The 18,092-nt window shown below is 46.3% G+C and carries 14 protein-coding genes; 9 read left to right on the top strand and 5 right to left on the bottom strand.

Annotation, left to right across the window (positions count from 1 at the left end; all coding sequences use genetic code 11):
- Positions 1-84: 84 nt before the first annotated feature.
- The 3 genes from VJ579_04675 (at position 85) to VJ579_04665 (ending at position 4,393) form a co-directional block, all read left to right on the top strand.
- A complete protein-coding gene (locus tag VJ579_04675; GenBank protein ID HXK38333.1) occupies positions 85-1,416 on the top strand; it encodes an MBOAT family O-acyltransferase in 1,332 nt (443 codons plus the stop codon).
- Between the two features lie 233 nt (positions 1,417-1,649).
- Positions 1,650-3,755, top strand: coding sequence for an O-antigen ligase family protein (locus VJ579_04670; GenBank protein HXK38332.1), 2,106 nt, complete (start codon positions 1,650-1,652; stop codon positions 3,753-3,755).
- Positions 3,756-3,820: 65 nt separating this feature from the next.
- Complete coding sequence (locus VJ579_04665; protein HXK38331.1) at positions 3,821-4,393, top strand: hypothetical protein; 573 nt, start codon at positions 3,821-3,823, stop codon at positions 4,391-4,393.
- 34 nt (positions 4,394-4,427) lie between these two features.
- On the opposite strand, the gene VJ579_04660 is transcribed toward VJ579_04665, so the two are convergent.
- The 4 genes from VJ579_04660 to VJ579_04645 form a co-directional block, all read right to left on the bottom strand.
- Complete coding sequence (locus VJ579_04660; GenBank protein ID HXK38330.1) at positions 4,428-5,015, bottom strand: thermonuclease family protein; 588 nt, start codon at positions 5,013-5,015, stop codon at positions 4,428-4,430.
- Between the two features lie 58 nt (positions 5,016-5,073).
- Complete coding sequence (locus tag VJ579_04655) at positions 5,074-5,880, bottom strand: PP2C family serine/threonine-protein phosphatase (GenBank protein HXK38329.1); 807 nt, start codon at positions 5,878-5,880, stop codon at positions 5,074-5,076.
- Between the two features lie 87 nt (positions 5,881-5,967).
- Positions 5,968-8,889 (bottom strand): DEAD/DEAH box helicase, encoded by a 2,922-nt coding sequence (locus tag VJ579_04650; protein HXK38328.1) that lies wholly within the window; start codon positions 8,887-8,889, stop codon positions 5,968-5,970.
- 88 nt (positions 8,890-8,977) lie between these two features.
- Positions 8,978-10,711, bottom strand: coding sequence for a helix-turn-helix domain-containing protein (locus tag VJ579_04645; protein ID HXK38327.1), 1,734 nt, complete (start codon positions 10,709-10,711; stop codon positions 8,978-8,980).
- Between the two features lie 163 nt (positions 10,712-10,874).
- Between VJ579_04645 and VJ579_04640 the strand changes: the two genes are divergently transcribed.
- From VJ579_04640 to VJ579_04615, 6 genes are all read left to right on the top strand, one after another.
- Positions 10,875-11,354 carry a hypothetical protein gene (locus VJ579_04640; GenBank protein HXK38326.1) on the top strand — a complete coding sequence of 160 codons (480 nt, stop codon included), beginning with the start codon at positions 10,875-10,877 and terminating at the stop codon, positions 11,352-11,354.
- 95 nt (positions 11,355-11,449) lie between these two features.
- Positions 11,450-12,637, top strand: a complete 1,188-nt coding sequence (locus VJ579_04635) for an FIST N-terminal domain-containing protein (protein HXK38325.1) — start codon at positions 11,450-11,452, stop codon at positions 12,635-12,637.
- Positions 12,638-12,639: 2 nt separating this feature from the next.
- The gene (locus VJ579_04630; protein ID HXK38324.1) at positions 12,640-13,833 is read left to right on the top strand and encodes a PAS domain S-box protein; all 1,194 of its coding nucleotides are present in this window, start codon (positions 12,640-12,642) and stop codon (positions 13,831-13,833) included.
- An 83-nt stretch (positions 13,834-13,916) separates the two neighbouring features.
- Positions 13,917-15,032, top strand: coding sequence for a branched-chain amino acid ABC transporter substrate-binding protein (locus VJ579_04625; GenBank protein ID HXK38323.1), 1,116 nt, complete (start codon positions 13,917-13,919; stop codon positions 15,030-15,032).
- Between the two features lie 4 nt (positions 15,033-15,036).
- On the top strand, positions 15,037-16,266 hold the full coding sequence (locus tag VJ579_04620) for a hypothetical protein (GenBank protein HXK38322.1): 1,230 nt from the start codon (positions 15,037-15,039) through the stop codon (positions 16,264-16,266).
- Positions 16,267-16,366: 100 nt separating this feature from the next.
- Positions 16,367-16,966 carry a VTT domain-containing protein gene (locus tag VJ579_04615; protein ID HXK38321.1) on the top strand — a complete coding sequence of 200 codons (600 nt, stop codon included), beginning with the start codon at positions 16,367-16,369 and terminating at the stop codon, positions 16,964-16,966.
- 18 nt (positions 16,967-16,984) lie between these two features.
- Here the strand turns inward: VJ579_04615 and thrS are convergent.
- The coding region (thrS, locus tag VJ579_04610) for a threonine--tRNA ligase (protein ID HXK38320.1) at positions 16,985-18,092 on the bottom strand (1,108 nt) is incomplete at its 5' end.

The raw sequence follows: 18,092 nt of genomic DNA, 5'->3' as shown, positions 1-18,092 counted from the left end.
TTCCCTATCGTCACCCTGTTATTTTTTCTGCTACCTCATCGCGCGAGGTGGTTCTTGTTGCTTGTGGCGAGTTGTTTGTTCTACATGTTCTTTGTTCCAAAATTCATATTCATACTTGCCTTTACTATCACACTCGATTATTTCCTCGGCATTCTTATTGAGGAGTCTGCACCCGAACGTAGGCGGTTGTATCTGATCTTGAGTATCATCTCAAACATTTCTATATTGTTTGTTTTCAAGTATTTCAATTTTTTCAATGCGAATGTTGCTGCAGTGGCGCATTATCTCGATTGGAATTATTCTTTTGGGGCACTCTCGCTGATTTTACCGATTGGACTGTCTTTCCACACATTTCAGAGTTTGAGCTACGTTATCGAAGTATATAGAAAAACCCAGAAGGCAGAACGGCATTTCGGCATTTTTGCCCTTTATGTGATGTTCTATCCTCAACTTGTGGCTGGTCCGATTGAGCGACCTCAGAATATGTTGCATCAGTTCCATGAGCAGAAGTATTTTGAATTACAGCGTGTATTGCTGGGTTTACAGCGCATGATGTATGGGTTCTTCAAGAAGATTGTCATTGCGGATAATATCGTACCATTTGTGACGGAGGTATATGGTAGCCCGCATGGTTTTCCGGGCATCTCCCTCATGATTGCAACCGTATTATTTGCTGTTCAGATCTATTGTGATTTTTCTGGCTACGGCGATATTGCTATTGGTGCAGCAAAAGTCATGGGCTTTGATTTGATGGAGAATTTCAGGCAACCATATTTTTCTGCATCTGTTGCAGAGTTCTGGAAGAGGTGGCATATATCACTCTCTACTTGGTTTAAAGATTACGTCTATATTCCTCTTGGGGGAAGTAGGGTTTCCGCATTCCGTCGGGTGTTTAATTTCATGGTGACATTTCTGCTTAGCGGCTTGTGGCATGGGGCGAATTGGACTTATGTCATCTGGGGAGGGTTGAATGGCGCAGCATTATCTGCGGGGTCATTTTTCAAGGGCTCATTCTCTGGCGTATTCCATATATTTCGTGTAGTACGAACGTTTATCTTTATTTGTGTGACTTGGATATTCTTTAGAGCCGAGAGTATGTCTGATGCTTGGTACATTCTCACTCATCTATTTTCGGGATGGAATAAAGTTTTCGCTCAGTTCCATGATGCATCATTCAGAGAAAGTACTATTTTTCTGGGTCAAAATCCGGCAAGGTTCTTTGCCTTGCTCGCATTTATCGCCACATTCTTTTTCATAGAGTATCTGATTGAAAAGAAAGCAAGAATCATCGCACTTATGTCAGAACATACTCGAAGGGCATATTTCCTTCGCTGGTTCGTTATGGCGACTATAGTGCTCCTTATCGTTCTCTTTGTGCGCACAGATAAGTCACCATTTATCTATTTCCAGTTTTAGCATATAACCGCATGTGCACATGCGGTTTTTGTGTTGAGAAAGCGTATTTTATAAGGATTTGTAATAGCTCCTAGATCTGTGTAAATTTGCGCTAGTCTTATAGTCTGCGTCAAGTCGAGTTTTATTTGCATCATGGTATAGTTATACCCATGGACTTACGCAAGACATTACGCTGGGGCATACTTGTATGCTTACTGGTTACGCCATTTTTAGCAAATTATGTTTCTGACAGCATGTTCTTTCCATTTATCACGGGAAAGAATTTCGCTTTTCGAATTTTAGTAGAAGTCGCCACTGCAATGTGGGCTCTTCTCTTGTTCATCGACAAGGAGGCTCGACCTCGCTTCTCATGGATCCTTGCGGGGGCGGGTGCCTTTCTCGTTGCGCTCACCATCGCAGACTTTTCTGGAGTTGACCCCCAGAAGAGCATTTGGTCAAACTATGAGCGCATGGAAGGATTGGTGACCCACGTCCACCTCTTCCTGTATTTCCTTGTTGCTGGCTCAGTGCTTACTTCTGAGCACTTATGGGGCTGGTTCGCAAACACATGGCTTGGTTCCTCAATCTTCATTTTCTTTGGCGCAATTGCGCAAATTTATGGTAAGGAGGCGTATAACTTCGGCGCGGGTCGTGTCGATGCGGGACTTGGTAATGCTGCATATATGGGTATCTATGCGGTGTTTAATGTATTCCTTGCGGTACTGCTTTGGGTAAAGACGGACAAGAAGTCATGGTGGCGCTATGCATATCCTGTGTTTGGACTAGCAAATATGTACATGGTATTTAAGTCGCAGACGCGTGGTTCAATGCTCGGCATGTTCGCAGGTGCTGGGCTTATTGCGCTTTGCTTTGCACTCTTTGATAAGGCTCGACCACAATTCCGTAAGTATGCTGCGGGGGCAGTGCTTGCAGGCGTACTGCTTACAGGACTCTTTGTCGCAAATCGTCATGCGGAGTGGATCAAGAATTATCCTTCACTCAATCGACTTGCGCAAATCTCAGCCTCAGATACGACAACAAATTCGCGTATCACCATCTGGAAGATGTCCTACGAAGGATGGAAGGAGCGACCCGTATTCGGTTGGGGACAGGAGAATTTCATCTATGTTTTCGCGAAGTACTACGATCCTCAGATGTATCATTACGAGCCTTGGTATGACCGTTCACATGATGTGTTCTTCGATTGGTTGGTGGCGGCTGGGGCCGTCGGACTCCTTGCGTACCTGTCACTCTATGTGGGTATCATCTATTACCTTTGGTTCTACAAGAAGGGCGAGGTATTTTCTCTCGCAGAGAAATCTGTCGTTACGGGAATGGTTGCTGCATATTTCATCCACAATGTGTTCGTGTTCGACAACCTCGTTTCGTATATGTTCTTCTTTGCACTCTTAGGCTGGATGCATGCGCGCGTCATTCCTCCTGTTGTATTGGAACAAAAGAAGAAGGGTACGACGCTTCTCGAGGGCGGGGACCTCTTCATTGTAGGGAGTGTGCTTATCGTTTTGCTTTCTGCCGTCATGTATTTCGTGAACATTCGTGATATCAATGCAAATCACGATTTGCTTAAGGCGATTCGCGGCGATGGGAATGCAACCTATGTTGAGAACGGTAAGCAGAAGATCCGTTTGCTTGATGCGCTAGACCAAGCAGAAATAGGTAAGAGTGAAGCACGCGAGCAGTTGGTGCAGCAGGCGCTTCAGGCAATGCAGCAAAAAAACGTCCCTGATACGCTCAAGAAAGAATATTTTGAGATGGCACAGAAGGAAATCGAAGGTGAACTTGCGCGAAATCCAACTAATTTGCGTATGCACACATTCGCTATTATGTTCTACGCGAATACGGGGAATATAAAGCACGCAGAAGAGATTCTTGCCCGTGCACTCGAATTGTCTCCAACACGCGGAAGCTTGTACCTTGATTCGGTGAATATGCGCTTATCGAACTCTGATGTTCCTGGTGCACTGCAATTGGCCGAAAAGGCACATGAACTTATGCCTGACAATAGTAAGGCTACGGTCGCATATGCAGCAATGCTTATCCTCTCTGGAAAGCAGGCACTTGCAAAGGAATTGCTTACTCCTCTGGCTGGTGACCCAGCATTGGTTGATGAGCGCCTCGCCTATGCATATAGCAAGGTGGGTGCAGCGAGTGAGATGATTTCCATATTCGCGGGGCTTGATGCTGCAGGCAAATTAAGTTCTCAGAATTATCTTGTATACGCAGATGCGCTCATGAAAGCAGGAAGGAAGCAGGAGGGGGTTGCGATGCTGCGTAAGGCAGCAACGCTCGATGCGTCACTTTCGGCAAAGGTTGAGGAGTATATAAAGACACTTAAGTAAATAAAACAGCAATGCAAGAGCATTGCTGTTTTATTTACACCTTTCCCATATGCTATACTTATGATATGGAAGGACCAGATAATAATATCTCAAGTTTTACAAAGAACCTTTATCTCTACATTGCAATCATTATCGCACTTGGTGCACTTGCAGTGATATATTTTGCACAGCAGGGAAATACTGAAACCTCCCTCGAAGCACTTTCAAAGACTTCGCAGCGTTTCGCAAAAGCGCTCAGTGCATGCAAGACCGCAACTTTTGACATAAATGGAAAGAGCTATACGGTAAGCGCAACGGGTGCTACGGGGCTTCCCGTGGATGATGATACGACCACTGCGGTACTTCAATATACCAACCACGCAGTGCGCGGTACTGTGAATAGCGATGCGTATAATGATATGATCTGTTCCTACGATCTCACTGATGAAGCTATTGGTACGAGGAGTTATGTAGGTGTTCTTTTTGGTGCAGAAGATGGAAGATTCTTCCCTGGTCCAATGCTCCTCTTGGGGCCACAAGTGACGATAAATACAATGAGTGTTAGTGCGGGAATAGGAACAATACAATTTACAGACAGTACCGGTGCGTCAATCGAGAAACGTTTCTTTCTCGAAGGTGATACACTGACGTTCTCATAAAAAACGGGTTACCCCGTTTTTTGATATACGCAAACTACAATTTTCCAGAGCATGTCTTCGGGCTCCAAAGGCCAAGAAGGGCCTTACTTGCGTCTCGCTCCGCCTGCTTAAAGTTTTGCCGCTCAACGTATGGAGTAATATATGTGTACTCATACGCATACCCATCACGGATCATTGTGCTGTTGATGAGTAGTCCGTCATCACGATAGACATATGCGAGAAGGCGACCATATTTGTCATAGCGGTCTTGGCTGTCATCAAATACAAGCGTCACCTTTCTTTGTTCGAGGAGGGCACTGAGGTGCGCCGCTGCTTCTTTGCCATAGCACTGGAGAGGACGCCTCGGGTCAACGCTTTCTGGTGCGTTAACTCCGATGAGGCGTATTTTTGTCTCGATACCGTTAATGCCAACAGTGATTGTATCTCCATCAATGATGCGCAAAATGGTGTAGATTGTTGCAGTATTTGTACTATTGCTGTTTTGGGAAGTAGTGTTGAGTTTCACCTCTCGGACTTTTGGTACTAGTAGTTCAAGTCTCTGTGGGAAGAGGTCGAGCAGGGACGCAACAAGGATGAAGATTGGGCCGATGATGAGTAGTAATCGTTTGTGATTCAGATGCATATACAGGTAGTGTAGCATGAGGGCTGATAAAAAAGCACCCCTTTGGGGGTGCTTTGTGTCACTTGATGTGCACGAGTATCGTCGTGGCATTATCACTAGCCCGACGAATCTCCATGCCCAAATAGGTGAGCTCTTCTGCCGTTAACTTCTCATCATCCTCGAGCATTTTTGAAAAATAGATGAGTTCATCAACATAGGATTCATCATCATTAGTTGTTATGACACCATCGGTGGCGAACATAATGGTGTCACCTTGCTTGAGATTGAGCGTAAAAACGTCGGGTGTGCGTATGAGCTGGGGAATAAGTTTGTCACCGAGCGCACGTGAGCATTGAATGCTGTACGGCCCATTGCAGATATACCCTTCCTTTTCGTCCCAGACTGCACCCCGAGCGATTAGTTCGAGCCGATCGGTACTGTGCATGCGCGCATTGTGGGGATGCGTGGCAAAGGAAACCTGACCTTGCCGCGCGAGCATGAGCACTGAGTCGCCGAGATTGGCGGCATACATGCGCTTTGTGTGTACGTCGATGAGTGCACAGGTGAGTGTGCTTCCCGCAACGAATTGTTGGGTTCCACTAAAAAGCGTTGCGCACATGTTTTCCAAGATCTGCGTCATGGGGACATTTCCGGTGAGTAGTGCATACTCAAACGCTGGCATACTGTGGGGGAGCATCTCGAGGAGAGCATCAACGGTTTCTATTCCGCCATGTCCGTCAAGAATTGCAATGAAGTATGCGAGCGGCTCTCCGGCAGCATCTTGAATGAGGTGCAAGAACACTCGGTCTTCCTGTGTACTACGGCCTCCTTGAGCCGTAAAATGATCTATCTGTACGGCTAGTCGTTGACACGGGGCTGAGGCCATGAGAACTCCTTGAATGATCGTTCCTTATGTACACTACAATACAAGTAGCAAAAGTCAAAAAATAACACATACACGAATGCGTATGTGTTATTCAGCAAAGAGAGAGCGGACATCTTCCCAGGTGAGCTTCGAAAGTGTGCTGCCTGTTTCATTTACAAGAGCGTCGAAAAGGTCCTTCTTCTTCGATTGAAGTGCTTGGATCTTTTCTTCGATTGTCCCTGTAGTGATGAGACGATAGACATTCACTGATCGTGTTTGTCCGATGCGATGTGCGCGGTCGATTGCCTGACGCTCGACTGATGGGTTCCACCATGGGTCGATGACAATTACGGTGTCCGCGCTTGCGAGATTCAGTCCGGTTCCGCCTGCCTTTGTACTAATTAGGAAGACGCAGGTCTCTTTGTCCGCATTGAACTTCTCCACGAGCTCCTGTCTATTCTGTGTCTTTCCAGTAAGTGTAATGAAGGTGATGCCGCGAGTTTTGAGTTCAGCTGCCAAGAGATCAAGCATGCCTGTGAATTGACTGAAGACAAGTACTTTATGCGGCTGTGCGTCTCCTGCAGTATTTCCCGCAAGTGCCTCTTCGATGAGTTCTATAGCAAGATCCATTTTTGACGATGTCGCTTCCTTCCGTGCAGGATCATTTTCCTCAAGGAGGAGTGCAGGGTGGTTGCAGACCTGCCTGAGTTTCATGAGTCCAGAGAGGATGTGGATATATGATCGCGCAAAGCCATTTGTTGCTACAGTTGTTTCTATGCTATTGCGCACTTGTGCGAGAATTTCACCATAAAGAATACGCTGATCGGGAGAGAGGGCTACGGGCGCATGCTGCTCAATCTTTGGCGGTAGCTCCTTGAGCACTTCTTGCTTTGTACGGCGGAGCATGAAGACGGTGATCTTGCGACGCAACTGCTCCAGCGCATACGTATCATTGGTCTGCATGATCGGTTTGCCATAGCGATCAATGAAATCGTTATGATGTCCGAGGAAGCCGGGCATGAGGAAGTCCATTATAGACCAGACTTCAACGACATTGTTCTCGAGCGGGGTTCCGGTGAGTGCAAGACGATATTCAGCATTCAGCTTTTTGACGAGCATTGCCGTTTTTGAGGCATGATTCTTGATGAATTGTGCCTCATCAAGTACAACATAGTCATACATCGTTGTTGCTTTGCTGTGCCACTCTTTGTCTGCAAGGAGTGCGGAGTAGCTTGTGATGACAAGATCTGCCTTACGTGAAAGCTCTTGCGCTTCCGCACGCTCAGATGCCGTGCCGTCGATGGTAACTACTTTGAGGTGTGGGGTAAACTTTGCCGCCTCACACGCCCAGTTATAGATAAGCGTCTTAGGACAGACGACGAGATGAGGCTTTTCAGGCGTGCGGTGTTCCGAGAGGAATGCAAGTGCCTGAAGTGTTTTTCCGAGTCCCATGTCATCTGCGAGAATTCCACCAAAACGATACGTGCGGAGGAACTCAAGCCATGCGATACCCTCTTTTTGGTAGGGTCGTAAGATCTGCTCGAGGTGCGCAGGTATAACAGGAGGTTTCATTGGCGTGCCATGCTCTGCCTGTTCGGTGAATTTCTGGAAACTTTCAGCGCAGCGACTGTTATAGTGCGGTGAACACGTCATGATGTACTTGAGCTCCGGAGCATGATGAAGTTTTCCGACAAAAGAGTCCTCTCTTGCCTTGAACGAGCGAAGCATACGAATGAAGCGTGCGAGTTCACCGCTGTTATCGATTTGGACAGTCGTCCCATTTTCAAGCATGAGATGAGAACTTCCACTTTCGACAAAGGAGCGCAATGTTTCGATTGAAATACGCTGGTCACCGATATAGCAGACGACATCGAACGAGAGTTCATCGCTTGCAGTGTCCATCTCTACGGCAAAATCAGCACGAAAAAGTGCGTGCTCGTCAGAAAGCGTATTGTTGTTGAGGGTCACGGTAAGTCCATGCTGATGTGCAAAAGCAAGTACATTCGGCCATGTGTCTCTAAAGAAGCTCGCGATACGCTTGTCTCCAGAGAGGCGACATTCAAGCGAAGCAGAGAGTCCAAGCGCCTTCGCATTGAGGAACAATAGTTTATAGAAGTGTTCGGCACGAGCAGAGTCAACAAGTGTAAGGATGAGCTTCCCGTTTTGCTCAGAAATATAGTGCGCATGAGCCGCCCTGCGCGCAATATGTACTTTGCCTCCAGCAGTACTACGGTAGTACGTTGATGAAATATCCTCGCGCACATGTCCCCAGTCAAGATGTGGAGTGATAGAAAGTCTTTCCCCAAGGATTGGATCAGAGTCGTGTATTGCAGTAAGCGTGAGGCTCGGTGGAGGCGCAATAGTAAGCTTCGCGAGCGCGGGGTCAAGGGTGAGATTTGTGCGCTCCTTGAGTTGGTCGATAAGGTTTTGAAGTTGCCCCAAGAAGATGCCCTCGACGGGTACTTGGAGAAGGACTGATTTATCTCCGCCATTGAAAGGGAAAGAGGGTGCACGCCTAATACGACTAAGGAGTGTGGCGAGTGGATCTGCGAACTGATGCAGTGATAGGGTGTGTTCGCCAAAGAAGAGTGCATATTCACCACGCACGAAAAGTGGTCGCTCCCCATGTGTTGCCGCAGGGACTGATTTCAAGTTCAGTGCAAAAGACTCTTGAGAACCGCGAGCAGTCACTACTCTGCGCATGGTAAGTTCGCAATCAAGTTTTTCTTTTTGAGAGAGTTTGAGCACATTTCCTTTCTGGAAATCCCATGCTGAACATGCGATTGGAAGATGTGTTTGCTCAAGACCAAGAAAAAGTTTCGGAAGTGTGTGGACGAGGGTTGGCCCATGCACAAAATGAGCAAGAAGTGCCTTGTCGTCAGTTGAGATTTCGGATATTCGTGCTATCTCCGTTGAAGGTACCGGAGCATAAGGGCTATTGCGCTTATAGAGGAGTAGTGCGGCTTGTGGTGAAATTACAAAATAATATAACGCTTCAGATTTCACTTTAGGTTGTATGCCGCGCACCATTGGGGAATACTAACACAAATGAAGTGAAAATTCAAGGCCTCTTGGCTTGGTGTTTATATAACAAAATAACACCGTACGAGGTACTGTGTTATTTCTTTGCACGGACTATACAGCGTCCCAATTTGACCTCATCCCAAGTATAATCCTCGGGGAGTGCCTGCTTGATCGGGCCGAGTTTCTCATCGCCTTCTGCGTCGATAGCATAAGCAATTGCAAGTAGTCGCGCAGGGGGGAGTAGTGACTCTAGGAGCGCGGTGTTGACGGAAAGCCCTTCGGCAATGCACTGCTCAATATGCTCGATGATCGTGACTGGTGAAAGGTCTCTCAGTGTCGCGATTTCCTTTGGGGTTTTATTCTGCATCAAGAGATCACGTGTAATCAAATTGCTTTTTTGCTTTTCTTCTTTTGGTTGTTTTTCCTCACGTACTTTACGTGTCTTTCGCTCGGTGCGGTCTTTTGTTTCTGAGCGCTGCCCGCTGCGGAGGCCACTTTTTTGCTGTGCTTCTCTGCGTGAAGCGCCCTCAAGGAGCTTCGCAATTTCTTCATCGGTTGGGGAGGTGAGTAGCTCAGCTGCATCGCAGTTGTCGTCTGAGAGTTCACGAAATTCAAGGTCGACGCGTTGCACTTCTTCATCAATGGCGAGTGCCATATTGTTGATACCTACAAGTGACAGACCATCGATGGTGCGTACGCGAGAGAGCGCTACGTAACCCATCCCTTTTACGAAGGCGTTGCGGAGATCGATTTCGGCAGCATCAAGCGACATCCCCTGGCTCTTGTGTATAGTGATTGCCCATGCGAGGCGTAGAGGATACTGCGTGATTGTTGCGAGGGTTTTTTCGCCATCGACGATAAGCCAGGTTTCTTCTTCCGGAGATACGACGCGGCCATCTGATTTGCGTACGACGGGTGCTCCCATGGCATCAAAGGATTCAATGATTCCTGTGGTTCCATTCACCCAACGACCCATCACATCATTACGCACAAACATGACACGCGCTCCAACTTTGAGATGAAGTGTTTCGGGTGCAAGGCAGCTTTTCTTGAGTGAAATGACAAGGTGCGAAGGACCAGTCGACCACATTGGAAATGCATGCATTTCTCCATCGATCTCTGCAAGATGATGCGCATTAATCTTGTCAACGTCTAGGTTCTGAGCGTACAACTTCGTAATCGCGCCTTTTGCGTGCTTTACGCCGATGCGTTCCATGAGTGCCTCTCTTGAGTCATCACTGACTTCTCCTGCACGAATCTCATTCAAGATACGCGTCATGATGCTTTCGGTTTGCCTGAACTGTTCTGCAAGATAGCAAACTGCAAAATCCGCATTACGCCAGCTAAGCGCGCGGAATGCAAAAGGAGCAGGAAGACCTACCTCGTCACGGACGATAGGGGGAAGTTGGAAGAAGTCTCCACTGCAAACAATTTGAATTCCTCCGAATGGTCTGAGGTCATTGCGCGCTTTGCGTAAAATGGCATCAACCATATCGAGACGTGAGTAGTGAAGCATCGAAATCTCATCAATAATGAGGATATCAGTATCGTTAAAGCGTTTGTTTAGCTTCTTGTCGTAGGCAATACGTTCTACTTGTGAGTCATTAAGTGAGTCATAGATACCAATGCCCGCCCATGCGTGTATCGTCATGCCACCCATGTGTGTCGCTGCGATTCCCGTTGATGCGGTGACTGCACAGGTTTTGAGTTCACTGTCTGCCCAGCGCAAAAACGCACGCAAGAGGTGCGTTTTGCCGGAACCAGCGGCGCCCGTCAAGAACACATTTTTCCCTGAGATGAGTATGCGTAGGGCGTCTTTTTGATGCATGCTAGGAGTATAACATATTGCACAAAATGGGCGAATGAGGTTGCTAGATGGCCATTTATTCTAAGATTTCATCTTTGTGATTATGCACCTGTTATCCACATAGGGTTAGGTATAGCCTATCATATATGTTATTATAGTAATATACGAATTAGCAAGTAATACTATGCAAGAATATCAAGATGAGAATTTAGTAGAAGAAGTACCTGTAGTGAAGAAGAGGATGAATTCGAAGCGAGTAGCTGGTTTGCTTCTTCTTGTGCTTGTGGGTTTTGGAAGTTGGGCCTATTACCAGAAATTTGGCATCCCCACTTTTAATAAATCCACGCCCGATAAGAAGTTGTCAGAGGCGGACCAGAAGGCACTTGTTTCAAATTATCTTGCTCAGGTGGGTAAGCACATGATTCTTCCACAAGGGGACGAGCCTGTGGTTGCTACGGTTGATAATCCTGAAGCACTGGTGAAGCAGCAAGCATTTTTCCTCGGCAGCGTGAAGGGTGATATTGTATTAATATTTCCAAAGACGCAGCGCGCGATACTCTATAGTCCATCACGCAATAAGATCGTCAATGCAGGTCCAGTAATTGCTGGCAATCAGAATAAGTCTGATACGGGGTCAGGGGACACTGAGACGGTAAAACCATAGTATAACCGCAACACATGAAATGCACCTCCGTGGTGCATTTTTCTGTTTACAGCAATATTATCTGCTATACTATACTATATAATAGAAGATATATTATGAGTACAAAAATTGGACTTGGGCAATCACACGAGGCAAGTGAAATTGAGGCGGGGAAAGAGGCGATGACTATTGCGTTACACGCACTTTCGGGGTTATCACCTGATGTTGTTTTCGTGTATTCGACTTTTGGGTTTGACTTTCCATCATTGATCCACTCAATACGAGCAATGGTTCCAGGGGTGAGAGTGATTGGCGGTTCAACCTTGGGTATTATTACCCGCGAGGGACCTGACACGGAATTTCATCGTGTGAGTGTCTGTGCAATAAAGAGCGATGATTTCATCATGACTCCTCTTGTAGCTAAAGGACTCATCGGGCGTTCTGGTGCTGCAGGGAGGGAACTTGCTGCACAGATCGAGGCAAGTGGTAAAAATGACATAAAGGGATTGTATCTATTTCTTGATGGACTGCATGCAGCAGATCCTGACTCATTGCTCCGTGAAGTAGAACATGCACTTCCTCCAGCTACTCCAGTTTTTGGTGGCACAGCATCAGAGCCTCTGCTTTGGAAAAATACATACCAATTTTATGATGACGAAGTGCTTGAAGATGCAGCAGTGGGTGTACTTTTTTCAGGAAAAATTAACATAGCGGTTACCTCAAGTCATGGAAGTCAGGAGCTTGGTGCAGTACATGAGGTGACTAAGGCGGATGGTGCGCGTATCTACGAAATTGATAATAAACCAGCAATGCATTTATTTACCGAGCTTTATGGTGCTGAGCAAAAGCAAATAAGCGCAGCGATGGCTGCGGGGGTTTGTCTTGGAGTGCGCGTACCTGAGGAAGTCGTTGGGGGTGAGCGCATGGAACTTCGTGTTCCGCTTACTTCACTTGATGATGGTTCAATCATTATGGCAGCGGCGTGGCCTACAGGGACAAAAATATATGTGTGTCAACGTAATGGAGAGCGTATCATCGATCGTGCAGATAGTGCAGCAAAAGAACTTGTTGCGATGCGCAAGGGTATACAGCCACTTGTGGTGTTTCATGCTGATTGTGTGGGGCGTAGTGCCGATCAGGTTGGAAAAGATGTCGCATTCTCTGAGGTACGCGCTACGATTGATGCCTTTCCGCAGGATACGCCTTGGTTTGGGGCATATGTATATGGCGAGCTTGCCTCAGTTGGAGGCAAGGCCGCGTTCCATAATTGGACGGGAGCAATTGCGAGTATGTATATTGAGTGATCATGTCCGATGAGCATCCACAATCTCAGGAAGAGGCAATTGCACATGCCAATGTGCTTGTTCAGCGTGGACGTGAACTCGATCAGAAACTGGTGGCGATGGAACTTCTGATGAGTCGCTATCAGGCTTCGCATGGAATTGCGCTGCTCTTTTCCCGTGTTAATGAGGGTGCAAATGCATTACTCGATTTTACTGAATACCTTGTACGTGAGATGCATTTTCAGAAGGTATGTGTTTTACGAGTAGGGGCAGCGGTTTCGCTTATTGCGCAAAGTGGATTTTCATTTGATGAAATAGCAAGCTATCTCAAGGAGTCTGAGATGGTAAAAAAGAAGTTTAGTGAATTCTGGGTAGCGAGTAGTGAAACTGATGCCGCAATGCTCGTGCAGGTTTCACCTCTCGAGACAGAAAAGATGATTTTTGGGCTTTCGCGGTTTCTTATTGGGTATACGCCAGACGGTGATGATCGGCTCTATATCATTGCAGGATATGATACAGGAAAAGGCGCATTATATGAAAATAAATACCCACTCTCAGATTCCGACGTGTTTTGGTTTTCGCAGTTAGTGCTGCTCTCCGGGTCATTTTTGATTAAAATGCGACTCATTAATGAGTTAAAACAAAAAGCAAGTGAAAACCTTACTATTGCCGAGCAACGCGAAAAACAGATAGAGGAACGAACGCGCGCATTGCTCGATGCTCTCTTTGATGCAAAGAAATTTCGCTTGGTCATCGAGCGAGCAGATATGCTTGTTGCACTCATTGATTCAGCGAGCCATCGTTTTATCTTCGTGAATACACTCTGGGAACAACTAACCGGCTATTCAAGGGATGAAGTTGTGGGCAAGAAAACTTTTGAGTTCTTACACCTAGAACCACTCGAACGTCAGCCAAAAATGTTTTCATCTGAGTTTGATGCGCAGATTGCCGGGGAAGGATCATATCGAGGTTCTTTTGTGCTTACTGATAAGAATGGAGATGAGCAGGCGCTTTCTTTGTCACTTTCACGTATGGAAGACGGAGCTGGGGGCATGCTCTATGTTGTTATAGGACGAGATATTAGGGAGGATCGTGAGCGACTTGCACGTGAGCGGTCCCATTTTGAAGAAGTGGAAAAACTTAACCAGTTAATGATTAATCGAGAATTGCGCATTATCGAACTTAAGAGACAAGTGAGTGGAAAATTAAGCCAATGATTATGTTGTTAAATTCCATAAATTATAAACGAGTGTTCGTACTTGGCTTATTGATTTTGATCATACTGAGTGTTTTTTATGTCATGCAACCTGATGAACAAAAGGTAGTGACGGTCGCTGCTTCGATTCCGCACACAGCGAGTCAGGCAAAAGGGCAAATACGGGCACTCAAGCTTGCGCTCTCTGAAGTCGAAAATAAGGCAGGTGAATATAACGTGCGCCTACTTGATCTTGATGATAGCGCTGGGGATTCTTGGAGTGCAGATCTCGAGGAAGCAAATGCCGTGAGTGCTGCGAAGCGGACTGACGTCGTTGCATATTATGGACCATTCAATAGTGGTGCAGCAAAAATCTCGATGCCAATATTGAATAGAGCTCGTATGCTCCAGGTATCAGGTACGGTAACTTGGCCTGGGTTAACAAAGCCAGGATATGCGGCAGGCGAGCCGATGAGGTTTTATCCTACGGGTGACCGTCACTTTTATAGAGTAGCTCCAACTGATGCATTGCAGGGTCCTGCGGGTGCACTCTTCTTGCACAGTATCGGAATAAGATCTGTCGTCATACTTAATGATGGTGGCGTCTTTGGTGCAGGTGCGAGTAGACTATTTGAATCAAAGGTACGGGACACTGGTATCGAGGTGCTTATGAGCGGTGCATTTCAGGTGGAACGTATAACCCCAATGCTTATTAAGGATATTGTGACCCTGAACCCTGATGCAGTGTACGCAGGTGCAGATGATACGGTGGGCCTGGCTGATTTGTACGTTGGTCTTCGTGATGCAGGGTACACTGGGGTATTTCTGGGTCCAGAATTTCGAGGCACTGATTTTGAAAAGATGATAGTGCAGGGCGATAGGAATGTATACACGACATCTCCTGGAGTGGCGGCACGAAATCAAAAAAATATAAAAGCTGCGCAGTTTTTGCAACTATATTCCACCGTGTATCATGAAGAACCTGATGCGTATGCGCTTGCTGCATACGAGTCAATGCGTCTTATCCTTCAAGCTATCGCACAGAGTGACGGAACACGTGCAGGGGTTTTGGCGTCATTTAGGAATATTAAGGATTTTGATTCTGCGTTTGGGGTTGTAAATTTTGATACGCGTGGTGATATCGAGTTAAATATGATTAGTATATTTAACTATGCAAATGGGAATTGGGAATTTGTGCGTTTAATTCAAGATAATCTCTAGAGCAATGCAAACATCTTCTGACGAAAAAATTCCTCTGTTTGCAAAACGGGAAAGAAAACTCCTGTCGTTCCAACTTGGATTGCCATTTGGGATTTTTGTCGTTGCGGTTATCACCTTATTGCTTGCTGCTACATATATTGTGCAGGATCGCTCGAGTGCGTCTACAAAAATAATTCCGCAGACTCATGCAGATAGTATTGCACTACGAGTCGAACAAGCAGTCGAGCATAGCATTTCTGTTGCGAGTATTATTTCTCGCCTTGCGCGAACAGCCCCAGATGCAGAGCGTCTTGAAGTTATCCATACATTGATGAATAGTGATCCTGCGATTCTCTCTGTTGCATTTGTGAATAAGGAGCTGGAAACTATTTGGAAAATCAACGCAATCAATTCTGATATACCTGAAGATTTCATTTTGACAAAAATCCCGTCATCTATTCATTTCGAAAAAGCGATTCCATGGAAAGAGGGTGTCTCATTGCAAGTTATTCACTTTCCCGTCTATGGAAAGACGGGTGAGGTGGAGGGGGTCCTTGCGGTTTCGTATGATGTAAGCGCATTTTGGGAAATTCTTGCAGATTACACAGATGGTGATGCGTATATTGTGGATAGTGCTGGGTCGGTATTGTTGCGCAGGGGAATAAATATTGAAAGCACGTCGACAATCTCTCAAATCGAGGGAGTGCAGAATTTTCTGGATCGTAAGCATGTTGTTAGTACATATTTGGAAGAGGATGGTGTAGGTATGCTTAGTGCATGGTCCATTGTACGCATGCCTGGATGGGCAATTGTTGTAGAAGAGCCAATTGCCAAGCTGTATGATCAATTACGCGCCCTCTATGCCTTTATTGGTTTTCTCATATTTATTATCGCATTTCTGTTTGTTATTGAGGTTATAACGGTTAAGAGGAAAATATTTACCCCTTTGCATCTACTTGAGGAGAATGCGAAGAAGATTGCAAGTGGAGAAAGTAACACGTGGGTAGGTACTGATGCAAATAATGAATTCGATACCGTCGGTGAAGCAATGAATACAATGGCACGTAATGTACAAACACTACGTCATGGTCTTGAGGAAAGGATTGCTGAGCGCACGGAGCATTTAAGAGCAAAAACTGAGGAGGCGGAACGGCTCAATACTTTCATGGTGAATAGAGAATTGCGCATGACGGAACTTAAGGCAAAAATAAAAAAGTTGGAAGAGGAGCTGGGGAAAAGAGATAATAAGGAGTGACAGGGAAGGTTGGCTGGATAGTCCATTGGAACATGCATTGATATTCTCAAATTTTCAAATTGCTGTTTACTCTCACGTGGTTTCCCTGTATATTATCCCTATGCATATTGACCTTCTTGCGCTTATTGGAACTGTTGGTACTTTCGGTATCCTTGCTATTGTTTTTGCTGAGTCAGGTTTGTTTTTTGGTTTTTTCCTCCCTGGTGATAGCTTACTCTTTACCGCTGGACTACTCGCAGCAACAGGCGTACTCCCATTTTGGTTGCTCATCCTTACACTTCCGCTCGCGGCAGTACTTGGCGATTCTGTTGGGTATTGGTTTGGCAAGAAAGTCGGTCCTGCACTTTTTAGTAGGCCAGAGTCTCGATTCTTCAAGCCAAAGTATGCGTTAGAGGCGCAGAAGTTTTTCTTAAAGCATGGCAAGAAGGCGCTGGTCTTGGCACGATTTCTCCCGCTCATTCGCACTTTCGTTCCTATCGTTGCGGGGGTAGGGAAGATGCCCTACCGTGATTTCATTTCCTATAATATCATCGGTGGAATCGCTTGGACGCTCTCGATGTTTCTGCTTGGCTTTGGTTTGGGGAACATCATTCCAAACCCAGAACGTTATCTATATCCAATAGTTGTTGCAATCATTCTCATTTCATTCATCCCTGTTGTGCGCGAGTATCTGCATTCAAAAAAAACAACAACACCATAGTGTTGTTGTTTTTTTGTATTAGCTCTTTTGCGCAATGCGATCCTTGAGCATATACACAAGCTCTTTCTCGCTGACGTGAGGTTCTTTGCCACCCTCGCGCCACTCGATGGCGAAAGTCTCAGTTGTGACCTCGTTGTCTCCGATGACGATCCATGCAGGGACTTTGTCTGTCTTTGCTTTACGCATACGCTTACCTAATGAGTCATCGCTGTTCTCAGAGAGGACGCGAAGGCCATGGCTGCGGAGAATTTTGACGAGATGATCCGCAGCATCCTTGTGCTTCTCGCTTACCGGGAGTATCGCTATCTGGTGTGGAGCAAGCCAAAGAGGGAAGTTTGCTGCCGAGTGCTCAATGTAAACTGCGAGGAAGCGCTCAAGTGATCCCATGATTGCGCAGTGAATCATCACAATTGGTTCCTTTTCGCCTTTCTCATTTGTACATACCAGCCCGAAGTTCGTTGGCTGCACGAAGTCAATCTGAATCGTAGCTACTTGGTGAGTGCGGCCGATGGAATCTTTTGCCATGAAGTCAATCTTTGGTCCATAGAACGCCGCTTCTCCTTCACCATCAATCCACTCTACTTTTTGTTCCCCAAGTATATTTTCTATTGCAGCTTCAGCACGATCCCATGTTTCGCTGCTACCCATATATTTCTCAGGAGTTGAGAGGTCTCGCCTCGAGAATCGGGGGACAAGCTTAAAGCCAAAGGTGCCATAGAACGTCATGATGATGTCCCAAATATTGTTCACCTCCTCCTTGAGTTGATTCTCTCTGCAGAATACGTGCGCGTCATCTTGAGTGATTGAGAGCACGCGGGTAAGACCAGAGACTTCACCAGATTGCTCATCGCGATAGACCATTGTCGTTTCCGCATAGCGCTGTGGCATGTCACGGTAACTTCTTGGCTCACAGTCAAAAATCTGTGTGTGATGCGGACAATTCATCGGCTTCATGCAGTAGGTGTGTCCCTCTCGAGTATTGATCTTGAAAAGATCATCGGAGTACTTTGCCCAGTGGCCTGAAGTCTTGTAGAGGTCAGATTTCGTGATGTGGGGAATAGCGACACGCTGGTAGCCCTTCGCGCTACGGAGCGCCCATACGTAATCATTGAGTGTTTCTCGGAGC

This window comes from Candidatus Paceibacterota bacterium (assembly GCA_035583355.1).
Taxonomy (GTDB): domain Bacteria; phylum Patescibacteriota; class Minisyncoccia; order Phycocordibacterales; family UBA6899; genus JAJZQJ01.
This window is presented reverse-complemented; position numbering and strand designations above follow the sequence as displayed.

What these genes read in the sequence shown, in the direction of transcription:
- VJ579_04670 (HXK38332.1), top strand. Translation starts at nt 1,650, where the DNA reads ATGTTCTTTCCATTTATCACGGGAAAGAATTTCGCTTTTCGAATTTTA.
- VJ579_04625 (HXK38323.1), top strand. Translation starts at nt 13,917, where the DNA reads ATGCAACCTGATGAACAAAAGGTAGTGACGGTCGCTGCTTCGATTCCG.
- VJ579_04640 (HXK38326.1), top strand. Translation starts at nt 10,875, where the DNA reads ATGCAAGAATATCAAGATGAGAATTTAGTAGAAGAAGTACCTGTAGTG.
- VJ579_04630 (HXK38324.1), top strand. Translation starts at nt 12,640, where the DNA reads ATGTCCGATGAGCATCCACAATCTCAGGAAGAGGCAATTGCACATGCC.
- VJ579_04660 (HXK38330.1), bottom strand. Translation starts at nt 5,015, where the DNA reads ATGCATCTGAATCACAAACGATTACTACTCATCATCGGCCCAATCTTC.
- VJ579_04675 (HXK38333.1), top strand. Translation starts at nt 85, where the DNA reads ATGTTCTTTGTTCCAAAATTCATATTCATACTTGCCTTTACTATCACA.
- VJ579_04645 (HXK38327.1), bottom strand. Translation starts at nt 10,711, where the DNA reads ATGCATCAAAAAGACGCCCTACGCATACTCATCTCAGGGAAAAATGTG.
- VJ579_04620 (HXK38322.1), top strand. Translation starts at nt 15,037, where the DNA reads ATGCAAACATCTTCTGACGAAAAAATTCCTCTGTTTGCAAAACGGGAA.
- VJ579_04665 (HXK38331.1), top strand. Translation starts at nt 3,821, where the DNA reads ATGGAAGGACCAGATAATAATATCTCAAGTTTTACAAAGAACCTTTAT.
- VJ579_04650 (HXK38328.1), bottom strand. Translation starts at nt 8,889, where the DNA reads ATGGTGCGCGGCATACAACCTAAAGTGAAATCTGAAGCGTTATATTAT.
- VJ579_04615 (HXK38321.1), top strand. Translation starts at nt 16,367, where the DNA reads ATGCATATTGACCTTCTTGCGCTTATTGGAACTGTTGGTACTTTCGGT.
- VJ579_04635 (HXK38325.1), top strand. Translation starts at nt 11,450, where the DNA reads ATGAGTACAAAAATTGGACTTGGGCAATCACACGAGGCAAGTGAAATT.
- VJ579_04655 (HXK38329.1), bottom strand. Translation starts at nt 5,880, where the DNA reads ATGGCCTCAGCCCCGTGTCAACGACTAGCCGTACAGATAGATCATTTT.